General features: G+C 51.9%; 12 protein-coding genes, 2 tRNA genes and 2 riboswitches. Of the genes, 2 read left to right on the top strand and 12 right to left on the bottom strand.

Annotated elements, in window-relative coordinates; translation table 11 throughout:
- Nucleotides 1-4: 4 nt before the first annotated feature.
- Together ubiE and rmuC are read right to left on the bottom strand one after the other, a co-directional pair.
- Complete coding sequence (ubiE, locus tag ACVA53_RS02950) at nt 5-760, bottom strand: bifunctional demethylmenaquinone methyltransferase/2-methoxy-6-polyprenyl-1,4-benzoquinol methylase UbiE (RefSeq protein ID WP_255044773.1); 756 nt, start codon at nt 758-760, stop codon at nt 5-7.
- Between the two features lie 97 nt (nt 761-857).
- On the bottom strand, nt 858-2,399 hold the full coding sequence (gene rmuC, locus ACVA53_RS02945) for a DNA recombination protein RmuC (protein WP_255044780.1): 1,542 nt from the start codon (nt 2,397-2,399) through the stop codon (nt 858-860).
- Between the two features lie 229 nt (nt 2,400-2,628).
- On the opposite strand from rmuC, the gene ACVA53_RS02940 reads away from it, so the two are divergent.
- Nucleotides 2,629-3,528: a DMT family transporter gene (locus tag ACVA53_RS02940; protein ID WP_255044772.1), complete on the top strand. Its 900-nt coding sequence runs from the start codon at nt 2,629-2,631 to the stop codon at nt 3,526-3,528.
- A 125-nt stretch (nt 3,529-3,653) separates the two neighbouring features.
- Here ACVA53_RS02940 and ACVA53_RS02935 read toward each other — a convergent pair whose 3' ends face one another.
- Nucleotides 3,654-4,850: a multidrug effflux MFS transporter gene (locus ACVA53_RS02935; RefSeq protein ID WP_255044771.1), complete on the bottom strand. Its 1,197-nt coding sequence runs from the start codon at nt 4,848-4,850 to the stop codon at nt 3,654-3,656.
- A gap of 442 nt (nt 4,851-5,292) precedes the next feature.
- On the opposite strand from ACVA53_RS02935, the gene ACVA53_RS02930 reads away from it, so the two are divergent.
- Entirely contained in the window at nt 5,293-7,080 is a 1,788-nt protein-coding gene (locus ACVA53_RS02930; RefSeq protein ID WP_446504465.1) for an aminopeptidase P family protein, read from the top strand.
- A 105-nt stretch (nt 7,081-7,185) separates the two neighbouring features.
- On the opposite strand, the gene thiH is transcribed toward ACVA53_RS02930, so the two are convergent.
- From thiH to ACVA53_RS02885, 9 genes are all read right to left on the bottom strand, one after another.
- Nucleotides 7,186-8,298, bottom strand: coding sequence for a 2-iminoacetate synthase ThiH (thiH, locus tag ACVA53_RS02925; protein WP_446504464.1), 1,113 nt, complete (start codon nt 8,296-8,298; stop codon nt 7,186-7,188).
- A gap of 10 nt (nt 8,299-8,308) precedes the next feature.
- On the bottom strand, nt 8,309-9,079 hold the full coding sequence (locus ACVA53_RS02920; protein ID WP_255044768.1) for a thiazole synthase: 771 nt from the start codon (nt 9,077-9,079) through the stop codon (nt 8,309-8,311).
- Entirely contained in the window at nt 9,080-9,298 is a 219-nt protein-coding gene (gene thiS / locus ACVA53_RS02915; RefSeq protein WP_255044767.1) for a sulfur carrier protein ThiS, read from the bottom strand.
- Between the two features lie 7 nt (nt 9,299-9,305).
- Nucleotides 9,306-10,067, bottom strand: a complete 762-nt coding sequence (locus ACVA53_RS02910; RefSeq protein ID WP_255044766.1) for a HesA/MoeB/ThiF family protein — start codon at nt 10,065-10,067, stop codon at nt 9,306-9,308.
- A 10-nt stretch (nt 10,068-10,077) separates the two neighbouring features.
- The gene (gene thiE / locus ACVA53_RS02905) at nt 10,078-11,307 is read right to left on the bottom strand and encodes a thiamine phosphate synthase (RefSeq protein ID WP_446504463.1); all 1,230 of its coding nucleotides are present in this window, start codon (nt 11,305-11,307) and stop codon (nt 10,078-10,080) included.
- Nucleotides 11,307-13,229 (bottom strand): phosphomethylpyrimidine synthase ThiC, encoded by a 1,923-nt coding sequence (thiC, locus tag ACVA53_RS02900; protein ID WP_446504462.1) that lies wholly within the window; start codon nt 13,227-13,229, stop codon nt 11,307-11,309. The genes thiE and thiC overlap by 1 nt, the downstream gene beginning before the upstream one ends.
- Before the next feature lie 112 nt (nt 13,230-13,341).
- A riboswitch (TPP riboswitch) is annotated at nt 13,342-13,439 on the bottom strand.
- Nucleotides 13,440-13,549: 110 nt separating this feature from the next.
- A complete protein-coding gene (locus ACVA53_RS02895; protein WP_446504461.1) occupies nt 13,550-14,917 on the bottom strand; it encodes a voltage-gated chloride channel family protein in 1,368 nt (455 codons plus the stop codon).
- A gap of 83 nt (nt 14,918-15,000) precedes the next feature.
- Nucleotides 15,001-15,064, bottom strand: a riboswitch (Fluoride riboswitch).
- 111 nt (nt 15,065-15,175) lie between these two features.
- Nucleotides 15,176-15,252, bottom strand: a tRNA-Trp gene (locus tag ACVA53_RS02890).
- 317 nt (nt 15,253-15,569) lie between these two features.
- Nucleotides 15,570-15,646, bottom strand: a tRNA-Trp gene (locus ACVA53_RS02885).
- Between the last annotated feature and the right edge of the window lie 111 nt (nt 15,647-15,757).

Below are 15,757 nucleotides of genomic sequence, written 5' to 3'. Positions count from 1 at the left end.
TTCCTCAGAATTTGTAGCCACGGTGTAGGGCAACAATACCACCGGTCAGGTTGTAATAGTTCGTCTGCTCGAAACCTGCATTTTGCATCATTCCTTCCAAGGTATCTTGGTCAGGATGCATCCGGATAGACTCGGCCAGGTAGCGATAGCTTTCGGCATCGTTAGCAATCACTTCGCCCATTTTTGGCAACAGGTGGAATGAGTAGGCGTCATAGACTTTCGACAGTGGCTCGACAATCGGCTTGGAGAACTCCAGTACCAACAGACGGCCACCCGGCTTAAGCACGCGGTACATCGAACGCAATGCTTTATCCTTGTCGGTCACGTTACGCAGACAGAAGCTGATGGTAATACAGTCAAAGTAGTCATCCGGGAAAGGTAGCTCTTCGGCATTGGCCTGAACATAGCCCACGTTGCCGACAATACCGTTATCACGCAGTTTGCTGCGGCCCACTTTCAGCATCGAGTTATTGATATCGGCCAAGATCACCTGACCGTCATCGCCCACAATGCGCGAGAACTTAGCGGTCAGATCACCGGTACCTCCACCCAAATCGAGCACCCTGTGACCACGGCGAACACCACTGCAGTCAATGGTAAAGCGCTTCCACACCCGATGGACACCCATCGACATCAAGTCATTCATAATGTCGTACTTAGCAGCTACCGAGTGAAATACCTCTGCAACCATTTCTGCCTTGTCGTCCTTGGCTACAGTCCGGTAGCCAAAATGGGTCGTCTCTAGTGTGGTGTCCGTCATACTACTTCCGTCGTGGTTAACGTATTATTTCGCCTAGTGTACTTGATGGTTGAGGTTTGCTCAAAGCACAACCTGCATCTAACTCCACACCGCACAATTATGCTGTTGGACTACCCTCGCCAATCTCGGTAATGCCCTCGGGCAAAGCCTCGTCATCAGCCGCTCCCAGCATCGCCCTTTCGGTCAATACCGGATTGATATCACGCTTGACCTCCACCCCTAACTGGCGGAACCCTTCTGCCTGGCGGATCACATTGCCCCGCCCCGTGACCAACTTGTTCATCGCGCCCTGATAGCTCTGCCTGGCCTTATCCAGCGACGCGCCCATGGTTTCCATGTCGGTGACAAACAGCCGCAACTTATCGTAAAGCTTGCTGGCCCTATCGGCAATTTGCTTGGCATTCTGGTTCTGGCGCTCATTACGCCACAGGTTATTGATGGTCCGCAGTGCCACCAGCAAAGTGGTTGGGCTGACCAACATAATGTTCTGATCCATCGCATCACGGATCAGGCGCGGATCAGATTGAATGGCGGCCTGAAACGCTGGCTCAACCGGAATAAACATCAGCACGTAATCAAGGCTTTCAACTCCGTGCAGCTGATGATAATCCTTGCGGCTCAATCCCCGGATATGGCTGCGCACCGAGGCAACGTGCTCACCCAGGGCCAGATCCTGCTCGGCAATATTGTCAGCATTGAAAAAGCGCTCGTAAGCGATCAGCGACATCTTGGCATCGATAACAACATCTTTGCTTTGCGGTAGATGGACAACCACGTCAGGTTGATAGCGCTTGCCGTCCCCATTTTCGAGGTTGATCTGGGTCTGGTATTCATGCCCTTCACGCAGTCCGGAGTCACTCAGTACCCGAGCCAATACGACCTCTCCCCAATTACCTTGCGCCTTGTTGTCCCCTTTCAGAGCCTGGGTCAGGTTGACCGCTTCACGCGCCATCTGCTCATTGAGCTGCTTGAGGTTATTGATTTCATGGACCAAGGTATGGCGTTCGCGGGCTTCTTGGTTGAAGTTGTCATTGACCTGCTTGCGGAATCCATCAAGCTGCTCACGCAGCGGACCCAACAGCCCTTCGATGCTGATCCGGTTTTGCTGATCGACAGTACGGGTCTTTTGCTCGAACAAGCGATTGGCCAAGCTTTCAAACTGCACACGCAGCCGCTCTTCAGCATTTTCCAGCAGGGCAATCTTGTCATCGGCCGCTTTCTGCTCTTCAAAATGACGGGCTTCCTGCTCGCGTAAATCCGCTTCTAGACCGGCATTGGCCATCCGGCCGTTTTCCAGCTGTTCGGCTAGATATTGCTTCTCGTTTTTGAGCGCCTCGAAATGGCGCATTTTCTCCAACGACGCCGCAAGGCGACCATGCATCTGGCGCAACTCGGCCGTGAGCCGATCGCGTTCAACATCCATTTCATCGAGCTCCTGGTTACGCTCACTAAGCTGGCTCTGGTAATGCTGTTCGCGGTTTTGTGCCAACTTCAGCTCGCTCTCTGCCTGCTGACGCAGAAGCTGCATTTGCTGTTGCCAGCGGTTGTTTACCAGCCATGCCGCAATAGCCCCTGCGACCGTGGCCCCGGAAACACCGGTCACGATAGCCAAGCCGTACCCCGACAGCCACTCATTCATCATGCTTTGTTCCTGACTCGTTGATTAACCAGCAATTGATCTGCTTTTGCCAATAAGGCTAAGAGGATACTGGATAAATGTCCAGCCTCTCTAGCGCAGAAACGTCCTTCGCAGCAAGCTCACATCCCTTATCGCAATTTTCTGGTCGACGTCGATGCAATCGAATAGACTGACTCCCTATATAACCCTCAGCTGCCTTGCCAAAGCAGCAATTGATTATGGATGAACAATGAACGAACGTTATGCGCTCGGGTATGGCCTGGCGGCTGTCTTGCTGTGGTCGACAGTTGCTACCGCTTTTAAGATCACCCTTGATTTCTTTACCCCAGTTCAGATGCTGGTTGCCGCCAGTGTGGTGTCTGCTATCGCTCTTGCAGGTATCGCTCTGTACCAAGGCAAGCTCCACCTACTAGGCCGTACCTTTATGGCCAGACCGCATTACTACTTGTTGCTCGGCCTCATCAACCCTTTTGCCTACTATCTGGTGCTCTTCAAAGCCTACGATCTACTACCCGCATCCCAGGCCCAGCCGCTCAACTACAGTTGGGCAATTACCCTGACGCTGATGGCCGCAGTCTTCCTCGGCCAGAAAATCCGCAAGCAAGACTGGGCGGCCTGTGCGCTGGGCTACCTCGGTGTGGTGATCATTGCCACCAAGGGCGATGTTATGGCATTGCAGTTTGATAACCCGACCGGTGTGGCGCTGGCACTACTGTCGACCCTATTGTGGGCTATGTATTGGATCCTCAACACCAAAAACCAAGCCGATGCAGTGCTTGCGGTCCTGCTGGGTTTTTTGGTTTCATTGCCTTTTTCTATAGGCTTGAGCCTTTATATCGGTGGCTGGACCGCAATCCCTTGGCAAGGCTGGGCAGCGGTGAGCTATGTCGGCTTGTTCGAGATGGGGATCACCTTTGTACTGTGGATCAACGCGCTCAAGCTGACTCGTAACACGGCGCGGATCAGCAACCTGATTTTCATTTCCCCGTTTATCTCGCTGATGCTACTGGCGACGATTATCGGCGAGGAGATCCACCCGTCAACCTTGGTTGGCCTAGTGCTGATTGTTTTCGGCCTACTTATCCAGCAGTGGAAAGGTAAAAAACAGCAAACCGAAACGCCGGCTTAATCTTAACTCCGTATTGCAAGCATAAAAAAGCCTGCCACTAAAGTGGCAGGCAAGCGAGCAAGTATGGGTTGTCGAGACCCTGCGCCTTAAAGGGACGGCGTCTTTTTGTTATTGAGCATTTTCTGTTAGGCGGTCACAGGCGCGTGCCAGCGACGGCCGAACTTGGTCCACAACAGCAACAAACCTGGGACCAACAACCACATCTGCAACACCATTAAGTCCGGCGAACTCAAGCCCAAGCGTTGGGTCAGGCTTACCATCGCACCAGCGCCACTCATCTGGAACAAGCCCAGCAATGCAGCAGCCGTACCGGCACGATCACCAAACGGGGCCAGTGCTTTGCCCGCCGCGGAACCAAGCACAAAGGCAAAGCCGAACGAGGACATGAAGATCGGTGCCATAAAGGCCCAAGCTTCGACAATATGACCGACCAGCAGCATCAGCATGCCAGCCAGCACTAAGATCACCAGGCCAGTATTCAGCGTCATTCGCGAGCCAAAGCGGTCAATGTATTTCGGTACAACCATGCAGGCCAGAATGTTCAGCGCGGCATTGATACCGAACCACAAGGTAAACTGGTTCATGCTCTGGCCAAGCTCGACCATCAACCACGCGGGTGCCGAGGTGACATAGGCAAGGATCACAGCCATTGCTAACATACACAGGCTAGCATGGTACAAGAAAGTCGGTTCTCTAAGGACAGACCAGTAACGCGATAAGCTTATTGTCGAGCCGGATACATCGGTATCGGCCGGGCGGGTTTCACGAAACAGCAGCAAGATAAATAAGCCCGCCACCAGCGCAAAGCCAGCCATGAAGCTGAAGTTGGCACGCCAGCCAAACTGATGAGTCAACCAGGTACCCAGCAAGGGGGCTAAAGCTGGGATAAAGCAGATCGCACCATTGAGGTAGCTGATCATCCGGCCGCTTTTCTCTGGACCGAAGCTGTCCCGCACCGCCGCAAAGGCCGCCACCGATGTTGCACAGGCACCAAAGCCCTGTAATAAACGGGCAACCAACAACATATCCAAAGATTGAGCAACATACGCCAGTGTGGCACTTGCGCCATAAATCACGATACCGGCTAAAGCTATAGGGCGACGGCCAAATCGGTCAGCCAGCGGACCAGCTACCAACTGGCCAAGACCCAGACTGAACATAAACCAAGTCACGGTATCTTGAACCCGGGTCAGATCGACCGCAAAAGTTTCCGCCATCGCCGGCAGCGCGGGAAGGTAGATATCAATGGCAAGCGGGCTAAACAACACCAAAGTCACCATCAAGGCCACCAGCCGTTTGTCCGCAGAGTATTTCGGTTGCATAGTCTTATCCTATTGAGCAATGGCGGCAGTTTACGGTGTTCAAGATATGAATAGAAATGGTATATATTCAACACCGATTTTCCATTTGGGAATATCACTTCATTTACGGGAAAGAAATGCCATACCACTTACAAAGCCCGCCAGGCTATCCCTCAACGTGCTGGGTTGGTTACTTCAACACTTCCTCCTATGACCCCTTCTATTGGCACCAATATCGAGAAAAAACACGATAACATAGCTAGTTACCGTAAGTTATCACCTCACGCTGCGGTGATTTATCTGTTAGCTAATTGCAGCTATTACGCAAAAGCGCTAATTTAAGGAGATCAGCCTGAACAGCCAACATTTCCTGTCAATATTCAGGAGGCAGGGGTATTTGTTATTCAGGCTGACATTATAGCCGTCACATGGACGGTGACTCAGTGAAAGGAAAAATACACACATGCAAGCAGTTATCTCGCAACGCGTCGCGCAGATCCGTCAGTGGCTGGAAGCAAACCAGCTCGACGCCCTTTTGATCCCCCACGAAGATGAATACCTGGGCGAATATATCCCGGCCCATAACGAGCGCCTGCACTGGGCAACCAGCTTTACTGGCTCGGCAGGTATGGCAGTGATTGCCCGCGACAAGGCAGCCATGTTTGTCGATGGCCGCTATGTCGTTCAGGTCCGCAAGCAAGTACCGGGTGATGTATACGAATACCGCCACTTGATTGACGAGCCTCCCGTTCAATGGGCATTGGACAACCTGTCACCAAACAGCAAAGTGGCGATTGACCCGCGTCTGCACAACGCGGCATGGCTAACCCGCACCCAAATACAAGTTGCGGGTGAACTGGAGTTGGTCAGCATTGGCGAAAACCCAATCGAGCTATTTTGGTCAGATCGCCCTGAAGCGACCTTGTCGCAGGCCAAACTGATGGGACTAGATTTTGTCGGCCAGAGCAGCAGCGACAAGCGAGAGCTGATTGCCACCGAGATCACCAAACAAAAAGCCGATGCAGTACTGCTGACCCAGCTAGACAGCATTGCTTGGCTGCTTAACATTCGTGGTAGTGATGTACCTAGCCTGCCGGTTCTACTATCAACGGCACTACTTCACGCCGATCAAAGCGTCGACTTCTATATTGATCCAAATCGCTTGCCAGAAGGCTTCGCCACCCATGTTGGCGAAGGCGTACGCGTCAATACTCCGGAAGCACTGGAAACCGGCCTCCAACAGCTATCCGGTAAAACAGTGTTGGTTGATCCGGCCACCAGCAATGCTTGGGCGAGCCAAACCTTGCGTGATACAAATGCCACACTGCTAGAAGCTGCCGATCCTTGCCTACTGCCGAAAGCCGCCAAGAACCCAACGGAAATTGCCGGTATGAAAGCCTGCCACATCCGCGATGGCGTGGCAGTCAGCAAATTCCTTGCCTGGGTAGATAGCCAAGTGGCTCAAGGCAACTTACTGGACGAAGGCACCCTGTCGGACAAACTGTGGCAATTCCGCAGCGAAGACAGCAGCTGTACCGATGTCAGCTTCGATACGATTTCTGCCGCAGCCGGTAACGCAGCCATGTGTCACTACAACCACAATAACCAGCCAGAGCCGAGTGTGCTGGAGATGGACAACGTCTACTTGGTTGATTCAGGCGGCCAGTATCCAGACGGTACGACCGACATCACCCGTACTATCGCTATCGGCGAGCCGGGTGACGAGGTGAAGCAAACCTTTACCCTAGTATTGAAAGGCCATATTGGTTTGGCATCTGCTCGCTTCCCGAAAGGCACTACCGGTTCACAGCTAGACGCCCTTGCCCGCCAACATTTGTGGGCCTATGGCTTTGATTACGACCACGGTACCGGTCACGGTGTCGGTCACTTCCTGAGTGTCCATGAGGGCCCGCAACGTATTGCCAAAGTATACAACCCAACCGCCCTGCTTCCGGGCATGGTGCTGTCAAACGAACCGGGCTACTACCGGGCTGATGCTTTTGGGATCCGCATCGAAAACTTGGAGCTGGTTGTGGAAGTGGAAACCGCGGGTGACATGACAGTGATGGGCTTTGAATCTCTGACCCGTGCCCCTATCGACCGTCGCTTGGTTGATCTGGCGCTGATGACTGACGCTGAGCTTAACTGGCTAAACAACTACCACCAGAGCGTTTTCGATGTGCTTAGCCCATCGCTGCAAGGTGACGATCTGGCGTGGCTAGAACAAGCGACAGCGCCGCTAACGCGTTAATAATTGCGTTAATGACATAACGCTAACAACAAAATGAAAAACACCCGCACAGATAACCTGTGCGGGTGTTTTTTTATCTTTAATTTAAACCACTCGATCTGCCTGTTAGCCAGAATACGCGTGGTGCCAGTCCTTCCACACCACCTCAAATCCACGCTGCTTGACCGCTGCGGCGACGTCGGCTGCCGGGCGCTCATCGCTGATCGCAAACTGCTCCAACTCCGGTACATCGTCAGCATAACCACCCGGTTGGGTCTTGGACTCGGCCGACATAGTGGTGATCCCCAATGGCAACACATTATCACGAAACTGTGCCGATTCTCGGGTCGACAGCGACAGCTCAACCTCCGGGTTAAACAGTCGGTAAGCACAGATCAGCTGCACCAATTGGCGATCATTCATCACCGATTTGGGCTGCAAGCCGCCCTCACACGGACGCAGTCGCGGGAAGGAAATCGAATAACGTGTTTGCCAGTAGGTACGCTCAAGGTAGTCAAGATGCGCAGCGGCAAAAAAGCAGTCAGTACGCCACTCTTCCAGGCCAATCAGGGCACCGATCCCGATCTTATCAATCCCGGCTTTTGCCAAGCGATCAGGCGTGGCCAACCGGTACTCAAAATCCATTTTGTTGCCGCGTAAGTGATGCTGGGCATAAGTCGGCGCGCTGTAGGTTTCTTGATAGACCATCACCGCATCCAAACCAAGGGTTTTCAGCTCAGCATATTCATCCTGCTCCAGCGGCTGGACTTCCATTGCCAAATAGCTGAAATGGGATTTGATCGCCGGCAGTGCTTCTCGGAAGTATTCCATCCCGACCTTACGCTCGTGCTCACCTGTAACCAGTAAGATACTGTCGAACTGTTTAGCCTTGATCGCCTCACATTCACGCTCTACTTCAGCCATATTCAAAGTACGGCGCTTGATACGGTTTTCCATCGAAAAACCACAGTAGGTGCACGCATTGGCGCACAGGTTGGACAGGTATAACGGAATGTAAAACGACACCGTATGACCGAACCGCTTACGGGTCAACGCCGCCGACTGCTGTGCCATCTGCTCGAGATAAGGTTCTGCTGCCGGCGAGATCAGGGCTTTGAAATCTTCCAGATCGCGTTTTGGTTTGCGCAGCGCCCGCTCAACATCCGCCGCTGTCTTGCCATAGATAGACAGCCGGATGTCATCCCAATCAAACTGCTTCCACTCATCCACGAAACTCATTGCAGGCTCCTTAAGCAGGCTGATCCAAGAAAGCGGTTAAAGGGCTTGAGGCTATAGCATGGTTAACCGTCCCCGCCAAACCGGCCTCATACGCCATCCGGCCACTCTCGACTGCTAGCTTAAAGGCCCGCCCCATCACAACCGGATCAGCAGCAGCCGCTATCGCCGTGTTCACCAATACCGCATCCGCTCCCATCTCCATCGCTTCAGCTGCATGGGACGGCGCGCCAATACCGGCATCAACAATCACAGGTACTCTTGCCTGATCAATGATAATTTCAAGAAAATCGCGCGAGGCCAGCCCTTTATTGGAACCAATCGGCGCTCCTAGTGGCATGACCGCAGCACACCCAACCTCTTCTAAACGCTTACACAATACCGGGTCGGCATGGCAATAAGGTAGAACAATGAAACCTTCACGCACCAGCTCTTCGGCAGCCGCCAGGGTCTCTATCGGGTCAGGCATCAAGTACTTAGGATCTGGGTGGATTTCCAGCTTGAGCCAATTAGTCCCCAGAGCTTCACGGGCCAGTTTGGCTGCGAATACCGCTTCCTTGGCATTTTTTGCACCGGAAGTATTTGGCAATAGATTGACCCCTGCCTCAACCAACGGGGCAAGAATATCATCATCGCGGCTTTCAATATCCACACGTTTCAAGGCCATGGTGACTAGCTCAGAGCCGGAGGCAATGATCGATTCCGCCATCGCGTGGCGGTTGGCGTACTTACCGGTACCGGTAAACAGCCGTGACGAGAACGTCTTATCAGCGATAGTTAGCATTTATCCTCCTGCAATCGCTTGGAACAAGGCGATGCGATCGCCGGTGCTTAGTACTGTTACGTCCCACTCACTGCGGGCAACAATATCTTCATTAAGCGCTACCGCAGTGGCCTGAAGCGGCATTTCCAGTTGGATCAGCAGGGCACCGAGAGACTGCCCTTCAGGCACCTCAACCGGTTTATCATTGACCCGAACTTGGATCAGAGTTGCTGTTGTCATAGTGGTTTTATTCTCCCGTCCCGCAAACTGGGCACGATCTATCTGTTGGTAATTGAAAGGCTTGCCAGCCCATCGTCAGACCGTCGAACTGACGCAGGGAGCCAAAGCCCACTTCGCCAGCACCGGTCAGTAATTTAATAGTTTCCAGTGCCTGCAAGTTACCCACGGTGCCAACCACCGGCCCGGCAATCCCTGAATTGCTGCAATTTTGTGGCTCATCAACAGCCCCTTCCTGACGCGGGAACAAACAGTGGTAGCACGGCCCCTTACCCTGGCGAAAATCAAACGCCATCAGTTGACCCTGCCAGCGAATAGCTGCCCCCGAGATCAGCGGTGTATTGGCTTTGAAGCAGGCTTGGTTGACGGCATAGCGGGTCTCTAGGTTATCGGAACAATCAAGGACAACATCAGCCAACGAGACTTCCATTGCCAACCGTTGATCAGCCAGTCGAGCCTTAACGGCCCGGATACGAATATGTGGGTTTAACGCCTGCAACTGCTCTGCCGCCATAGCAGCCTTGGCTTTGCCTTGATCGCTATCGCGGTAAATAACCTGACGCTGCAGATTAGAGCTATCGACGGTATCATCATCGGCAATCACTAGATTCCCGATCCCTGCACCAGCAAGGTATAAAGCCGCCGCCGATCCCAAGCCGCCCGCACCGACTAACAACACCTGAGCGCTGGTCAATGATTGCTGACCAGCCTCGCCGATCTGCGGCAGCATGATCTGACGGTTATAGCGCAGAAATTCCTGATCACTGAGCATGATTGCCTTCCTATTCGGCTGGGTTACGGACCAAGATGTCATCAAATGCCGCAACAGCCTGTGCCGGATCATCCGCTTGGGTAATGGCGCGTACAACCGCTACACTGCTCACCCCTGTACGCCACACCCGCTCGGCACGCGATAAATCAATACCGCCAATCGCGACAGTCGGGAAAGCATCGCCAATTAACTTCTGATATAGCGCTAAACGGTTCAACCCTTGCGGTTTGGATGGCATGTCTTTGGTTGTAGTCGGAAAGATATGGCCCAATGCAATATAGCTTGGGGCAAATTCGGCCGCTCGAAGGATCTCGTAGTAACCATGGGTTGACAGGCCGAGACGAAGTCCAGCTTGTTGGATAGCCGCCAGATCAGCCGTTTCCAGATCTTCCTGCCCCAAGTGGATACCATAAGCCTGATTATCGATTGCCAGTTGCCAGTAATCATTCACAAATACCTGAGCACCATGTTGCCTGCCAGCCTCAACGATACAGTTGATCTGGGTGGCCAGTGTCGGCTCGGACGGATCTTTGATCCGTAGCTGGGTCGTCTTCACCCCCAAATCGAGCAAGCGGATTACCCAATCAGCGGTATCGACAACTGGATACAACGCCAGCTTATCGCGCTCGACCGTGGCAAACGGCGGCACAGCAACTTCTCTGCTTACCCAGCCAAGCGCGCTGCTTTCTGGATGATTGACAGTAAGTGGGCGCGGGAAAAGCGAGCGCACCATCGGCCAGCCGGTTTCACCATAGCCATCCGAGTGACTTTCCAAATAGCCACGGGCATGGGCGCGCGACAGGGTTACCGCATCTTCAAGCGGGTAGTCCAATGCTAGAGCAGCCAGCAACATCGCCCGCTGCGGCTCACTGGCGCCTGCATGATGACAATACACGGCACGGGCTTCACCGAGATGGTGCCACATATCGACACAACCCCGCTCTGTCGGTAGCCCACAAACAACCAGCGCCGGATTCTCCGCCACCAACTGCTGCATCTCTGCCAATGATGGGTAAGGGGCGATCCACTGATCACGCACCTCTACTTCATGGTTCATCGCTTCGGACGGATTAAACGCCACCGTGAAGGCGATGCCTTCTAAGTGAATGTCTACCACCTCCGATCCGCTCCACTCCATACTAACGGCCTCACCGAGCTGATATTTTTCAGCAGCGGCCAACAATGGCTCAATGTGCATCAGCAATGGCGCTAAGTGATCGGGTAAACACAACGCGTTCATTAACTTTCCTCTTTAATTGGGTGATAAAGCTCACTTCCCCTGGCCCGGAATTCATCGGCTTTTTGCTGCATGCCTTCAAGTGGGTCATCCAACACCTTCACTGCTAAATCACCTTCTTTTTCCAGCCCTTTCGCATAGTCACGAACTTCTTGTGAAATCTTCATCGAGCAGAATTTCGGTCCGCACATTGAACAGAAATGCGCGATCTTGCCGGATTCCTGAGGGAGTGTTTCATCATGGTAGGCTCGAGCCGTTTCAGGGTCTAAAGCCAGATTAAATTGATCTTCCCAACGGAACTCAAAGCGAGCCTTCGACAAGGCGTTATCACGTACTTGAGCGCCAGGGTGGCCTTTTGCTAAGTCTGCCGCATGGGCACACAGCTTGTACGTGATCAGCCCCACCTTTACATCTTCTTTATTCGGTAAGCCGAGGTGTTCTTTAGGAGTGACGTAGCACAGCATGGCACAACCGTACCAGCCGATCGTGGCAGCACCGATGCCTGAGGTAATATGGTCATAGCCCGGAGCAATATCAGTAGTCAGAGGTCCTAAGGTATAAAACGGCGCTTCATCGCAGTGCTTGAGCTGCTCTTCCATGTTTTCCTTAATCATGTGCATCGGTACATGGCCAGGCCCTTCGATCATTACCTGGACATCGTATTCCCACGCGATCTTGGTCAGCTCACCCAGAGTACGTAGCTCACTAAACTGCGCCTCATCATTGGCATCAGCCACCGACCCCGGACGCAGGCCATCCCCTAACGATAGGGCAATATCGTACTGAGCACAGATCTCACAAATCTCGCGGAAATGCTCATACAAGAAGCTTTCCTGATGATGAGCCAAACACCATTTGGCCATGATCGAACCACCGCGCGAGACAATACCAGTGAGCCTTTTGGCCGTCATTGGGACATAGCGCAATAAGACACCGGCATGGATAGTGAAGTAATCAACGCCCTGCTCCGCTTGCTCAAGCAGGGTATCGCGGAACACCTCCCAGTTGAGGCTCTCAGCAATACCATTGACCTTCTCCAGTGCCTGATACATAGGTACGGTACCAATCGGAACCGGGCTGTTACGAATGATCCACTCGCGGGTTTCGTGAATATTTCGGCCGGTTGAGAGATCCATCACCGTGTCGCCGCCCCACCGGGTAGACCACACTAACTTCTCAACCTCTTCTTCGATAGATGAACTAACCGACGAATTGCCGATATTGGCATTAACCTTGACCAAAAAATTCCGGCCAATGATCATCGGTTCAGATTCCGGATGATTGATATTACAAGGGATAATTGCCCGGCCTTCGGCAACTTCGCGGCGGACAAATTCAGGCGTGATTTCTTCAGGAAGGTTAGCACCAAAAGCCATGCCCGGATGCTGTTGGTTTAGCACCTCATCGCGATATTTCGCACGCCCCATGTTTTCACGAATGGCGATAAACTCCATTTCGGGCGTAATGATCCCTTGGCGGGCATAGTGCAACTGGGTGACATTGGTACCGATCTTGGCGCGACGGATACGCGCCTGCTGTTCAAAGCGCAGTTCATCAAGTGTGTCATCGGCCAAACGGGCTTTGGAATATTGCGAACTTAGCTCATCAAGGTGCTCGGTATCCCCCCGATCCTCAATCCATGCCTCACGCAATTTGGGCAGGCCAGCATAGATATCTGCGGGTTGATCCGGATCCGTATAAAAGCCTGAAGTGTCATAAACACGGATTGCTTCATTGGGCTCAAAAACGGGATCGTCTTTGGTACCACCAATTAAGCTATCAGCCAAAGTAATTTCACGCATTGGTACACGAATATCTTCGCGACTACCGGTAACATAAACTTTCCGGGAGTTAGGGTAGGCTTGAATGGTCAGTGAATCGATAAATTGTTTCGCTTCCAGTCTCGCTTGTTTGCGATTCGACATAGCAATTTCCTTTTTTGTCCATAAAGGGGAAGTTGCTTGGCGGATGGGTGCGTAAACAAGAGGCTATACGTAGGGTGTATAGTTTCGTCTGATACTGTGGATACAGTGATACAGAAGAGTCTCTCTTGTTCCCTTCGCAGGTATTAGCCTGATCAGGTTCTACGGATCCCGCAATGCGGTCTCAGCCAAATGGCACTCCGACAAGTTGAAATAGCAGTATATGAAAGGGGTTCAACCACGGCAAGATAGAACCCACAAAATTAATACTTAATTGGCAAAAACATTGTTACCTTTGCATAACACGCCACGTTAAAACAAAATTATTTGAAGCGTTTCACAAGTAATTTAAGCAATGAGGAATGGGTTTCTCTCAACTCGCCCAGCTTATGGGTGATCTTCGGCGCACCATCCAAGTCAAGCAACTTAGGTACCGCCACTCGTTGCGATGAATAGATCCCGGTGTGGCCACTGAAGAAATAAGCGGTATAGCAAGCAATGGCAAAATACAACATATGTTCGGCCCCAAATAGCTCAACGCCCATAATGGTACAAGCCAATGGCGTATTGGTCGCAGCGGCAAATACCGCCAAGAAACCAAGAGCAGCAAACAAGTCAACCGGAGCACCTAGCACCCAAGCCATGGTATTACCCAGAGTTGCGCCAACAAAAAACAGCGGTGTGACCTCACCGCCCTTATAACCAGCAGCAAGGGTGATTGCCGTCAACAACAGCTTGATTAACCAGCTATACCATTCGGCACCTCCCTCTTGGAAGGCCGTTAAGATACTGACACCACCTTCTCGGCTTGAGTAAACACCCAGACCAATATAGTCATAGTTACCAATTAGCTGCACAGCACCAATAACGATTAAACCACCGACCATTACAATCAGATACGGATTTTTCAGGGTAGCCTTAAAGATATCTTTGAAGGCATGGGTTAGTTCACCGAACAAATACCCCGCCAACCCAAATGCTACCGCTGCAACAACAATCTTGGCAATTATCCACAAGTCCACTTTAACCGCATGCTCAAACAAGGTGATGTTTTCAAGAAAATCGATTCGATAATGAGTATGGTGCACGCCCCAGGCAGAACAAACCACATCTGCCAGTATTGCAGCGAACAAGGCAGGAATGATTGCATCGTAACGCAAGCGACCTATAGCTAACACCTCAAGGGCAAAAATAGCACCAGTCAGAGGGGTACCAAATACAGCTCCAAAGCCAGCGGCTACGCCAGCAATTAAAATAAGGCGGGTATCAGACTCATTTAACTTAAATTTACGTGCCAACCAGTGAGTCGATGCGCCACCAATTTGCACAGCAGTCCCCTCACGGCCAGCCGAGCCACCGAACAAGTGGGTTAGTACGGTTGTAATTAATACTAAAGGTGCCATACGTGCTGGAATGCCTGCACCGGGTTCGTGGATCTCATCCATGATAAGGTTGTTACCACCCTCGGAGTTTTTTCCCAAATTACGGTAGCAATAGACAATCACAATTCCCGCCAAGGGCAATAGATAAATAAGCCACGGGTTATCGATACGTGTTGCAGTCGCAACACTGAGGATCCACAGGAAAAATGCATTCAGCGAGCCGACAATAACGGCAACCGGAATAATAAGAAGTGTCCAACGAAGGATTTGGACGAAAATTTTAGGATTTGAACTTAATGGGTGTGCCATACCATCTCTATCTTTATCTCGGATTACTCATAAGGATAGATGCTATGGCAAATAACAAGCCCCACCATAGACGGATCTATCCTACTACAGCAGGAGTCATTATCTCGGTTGAGCGGTTAAAGGTGGAACTCCATCACCCGTCAACGCCTTGAAGCGATGACAATGGACAAATGCTATCGCTTATCCCTATTAACAACAAGTGGAAATAATCGTTTAGATACGAAAAAGCCCCAGTCTTTCGACTGAGGCTTCGGTATATGGCAGGGGTGGAGAGATTCGAACTCCCAACACGCGGATTTGGAATCCGCTGCTCTGCCAATTGGAGCTACACCCCTAATACATTATTCATTCTACTGCCAAAACACTGGAGATCAAACTGAATTTCCAAAACCGAATCACAGTATTGATAAATAGAGGAAAGTTACTGAAAGAAGAGTATCGCTGCTTTAGCCCTCACAGCCAAAACAATAAAGGCTCCAGTATTTCCGCCGTGACACGCAGTGTAGAGCCTTGAATGTGATAGAGGGACTGGGCCGGCAATCCGGAGATTTGAGCGCGCGACGAGAAAGGGGACGCCTAGTTCTCCCAACATTGCTTTGCAGAAGCAACATATGCAAAAAAGCCCCGACATTTCTGTCGAGGCTTTCGAAGGTGGCAGGGGTAGAGAGATTCGAACTCCCAACACGCGGATTTGGAATCCGCTGCTCTGCCAATTGGAGCTATACCCCTGTAGTTATTTTAAAGACTTAACTCTGTCTGAATAAGTGGCGGAGCGGACGGGACTCGAACCCGCGACCCCCGGCGTGACAGGCCGGTATTCTAACCAACTGAACTACCGCT

The organism is Photobacterium sp. DNB23_23_1 (assembly GCF_052873815.1).
This window is presented reverse-complemented; position numbering and strand designations above follow the sequence as displayed.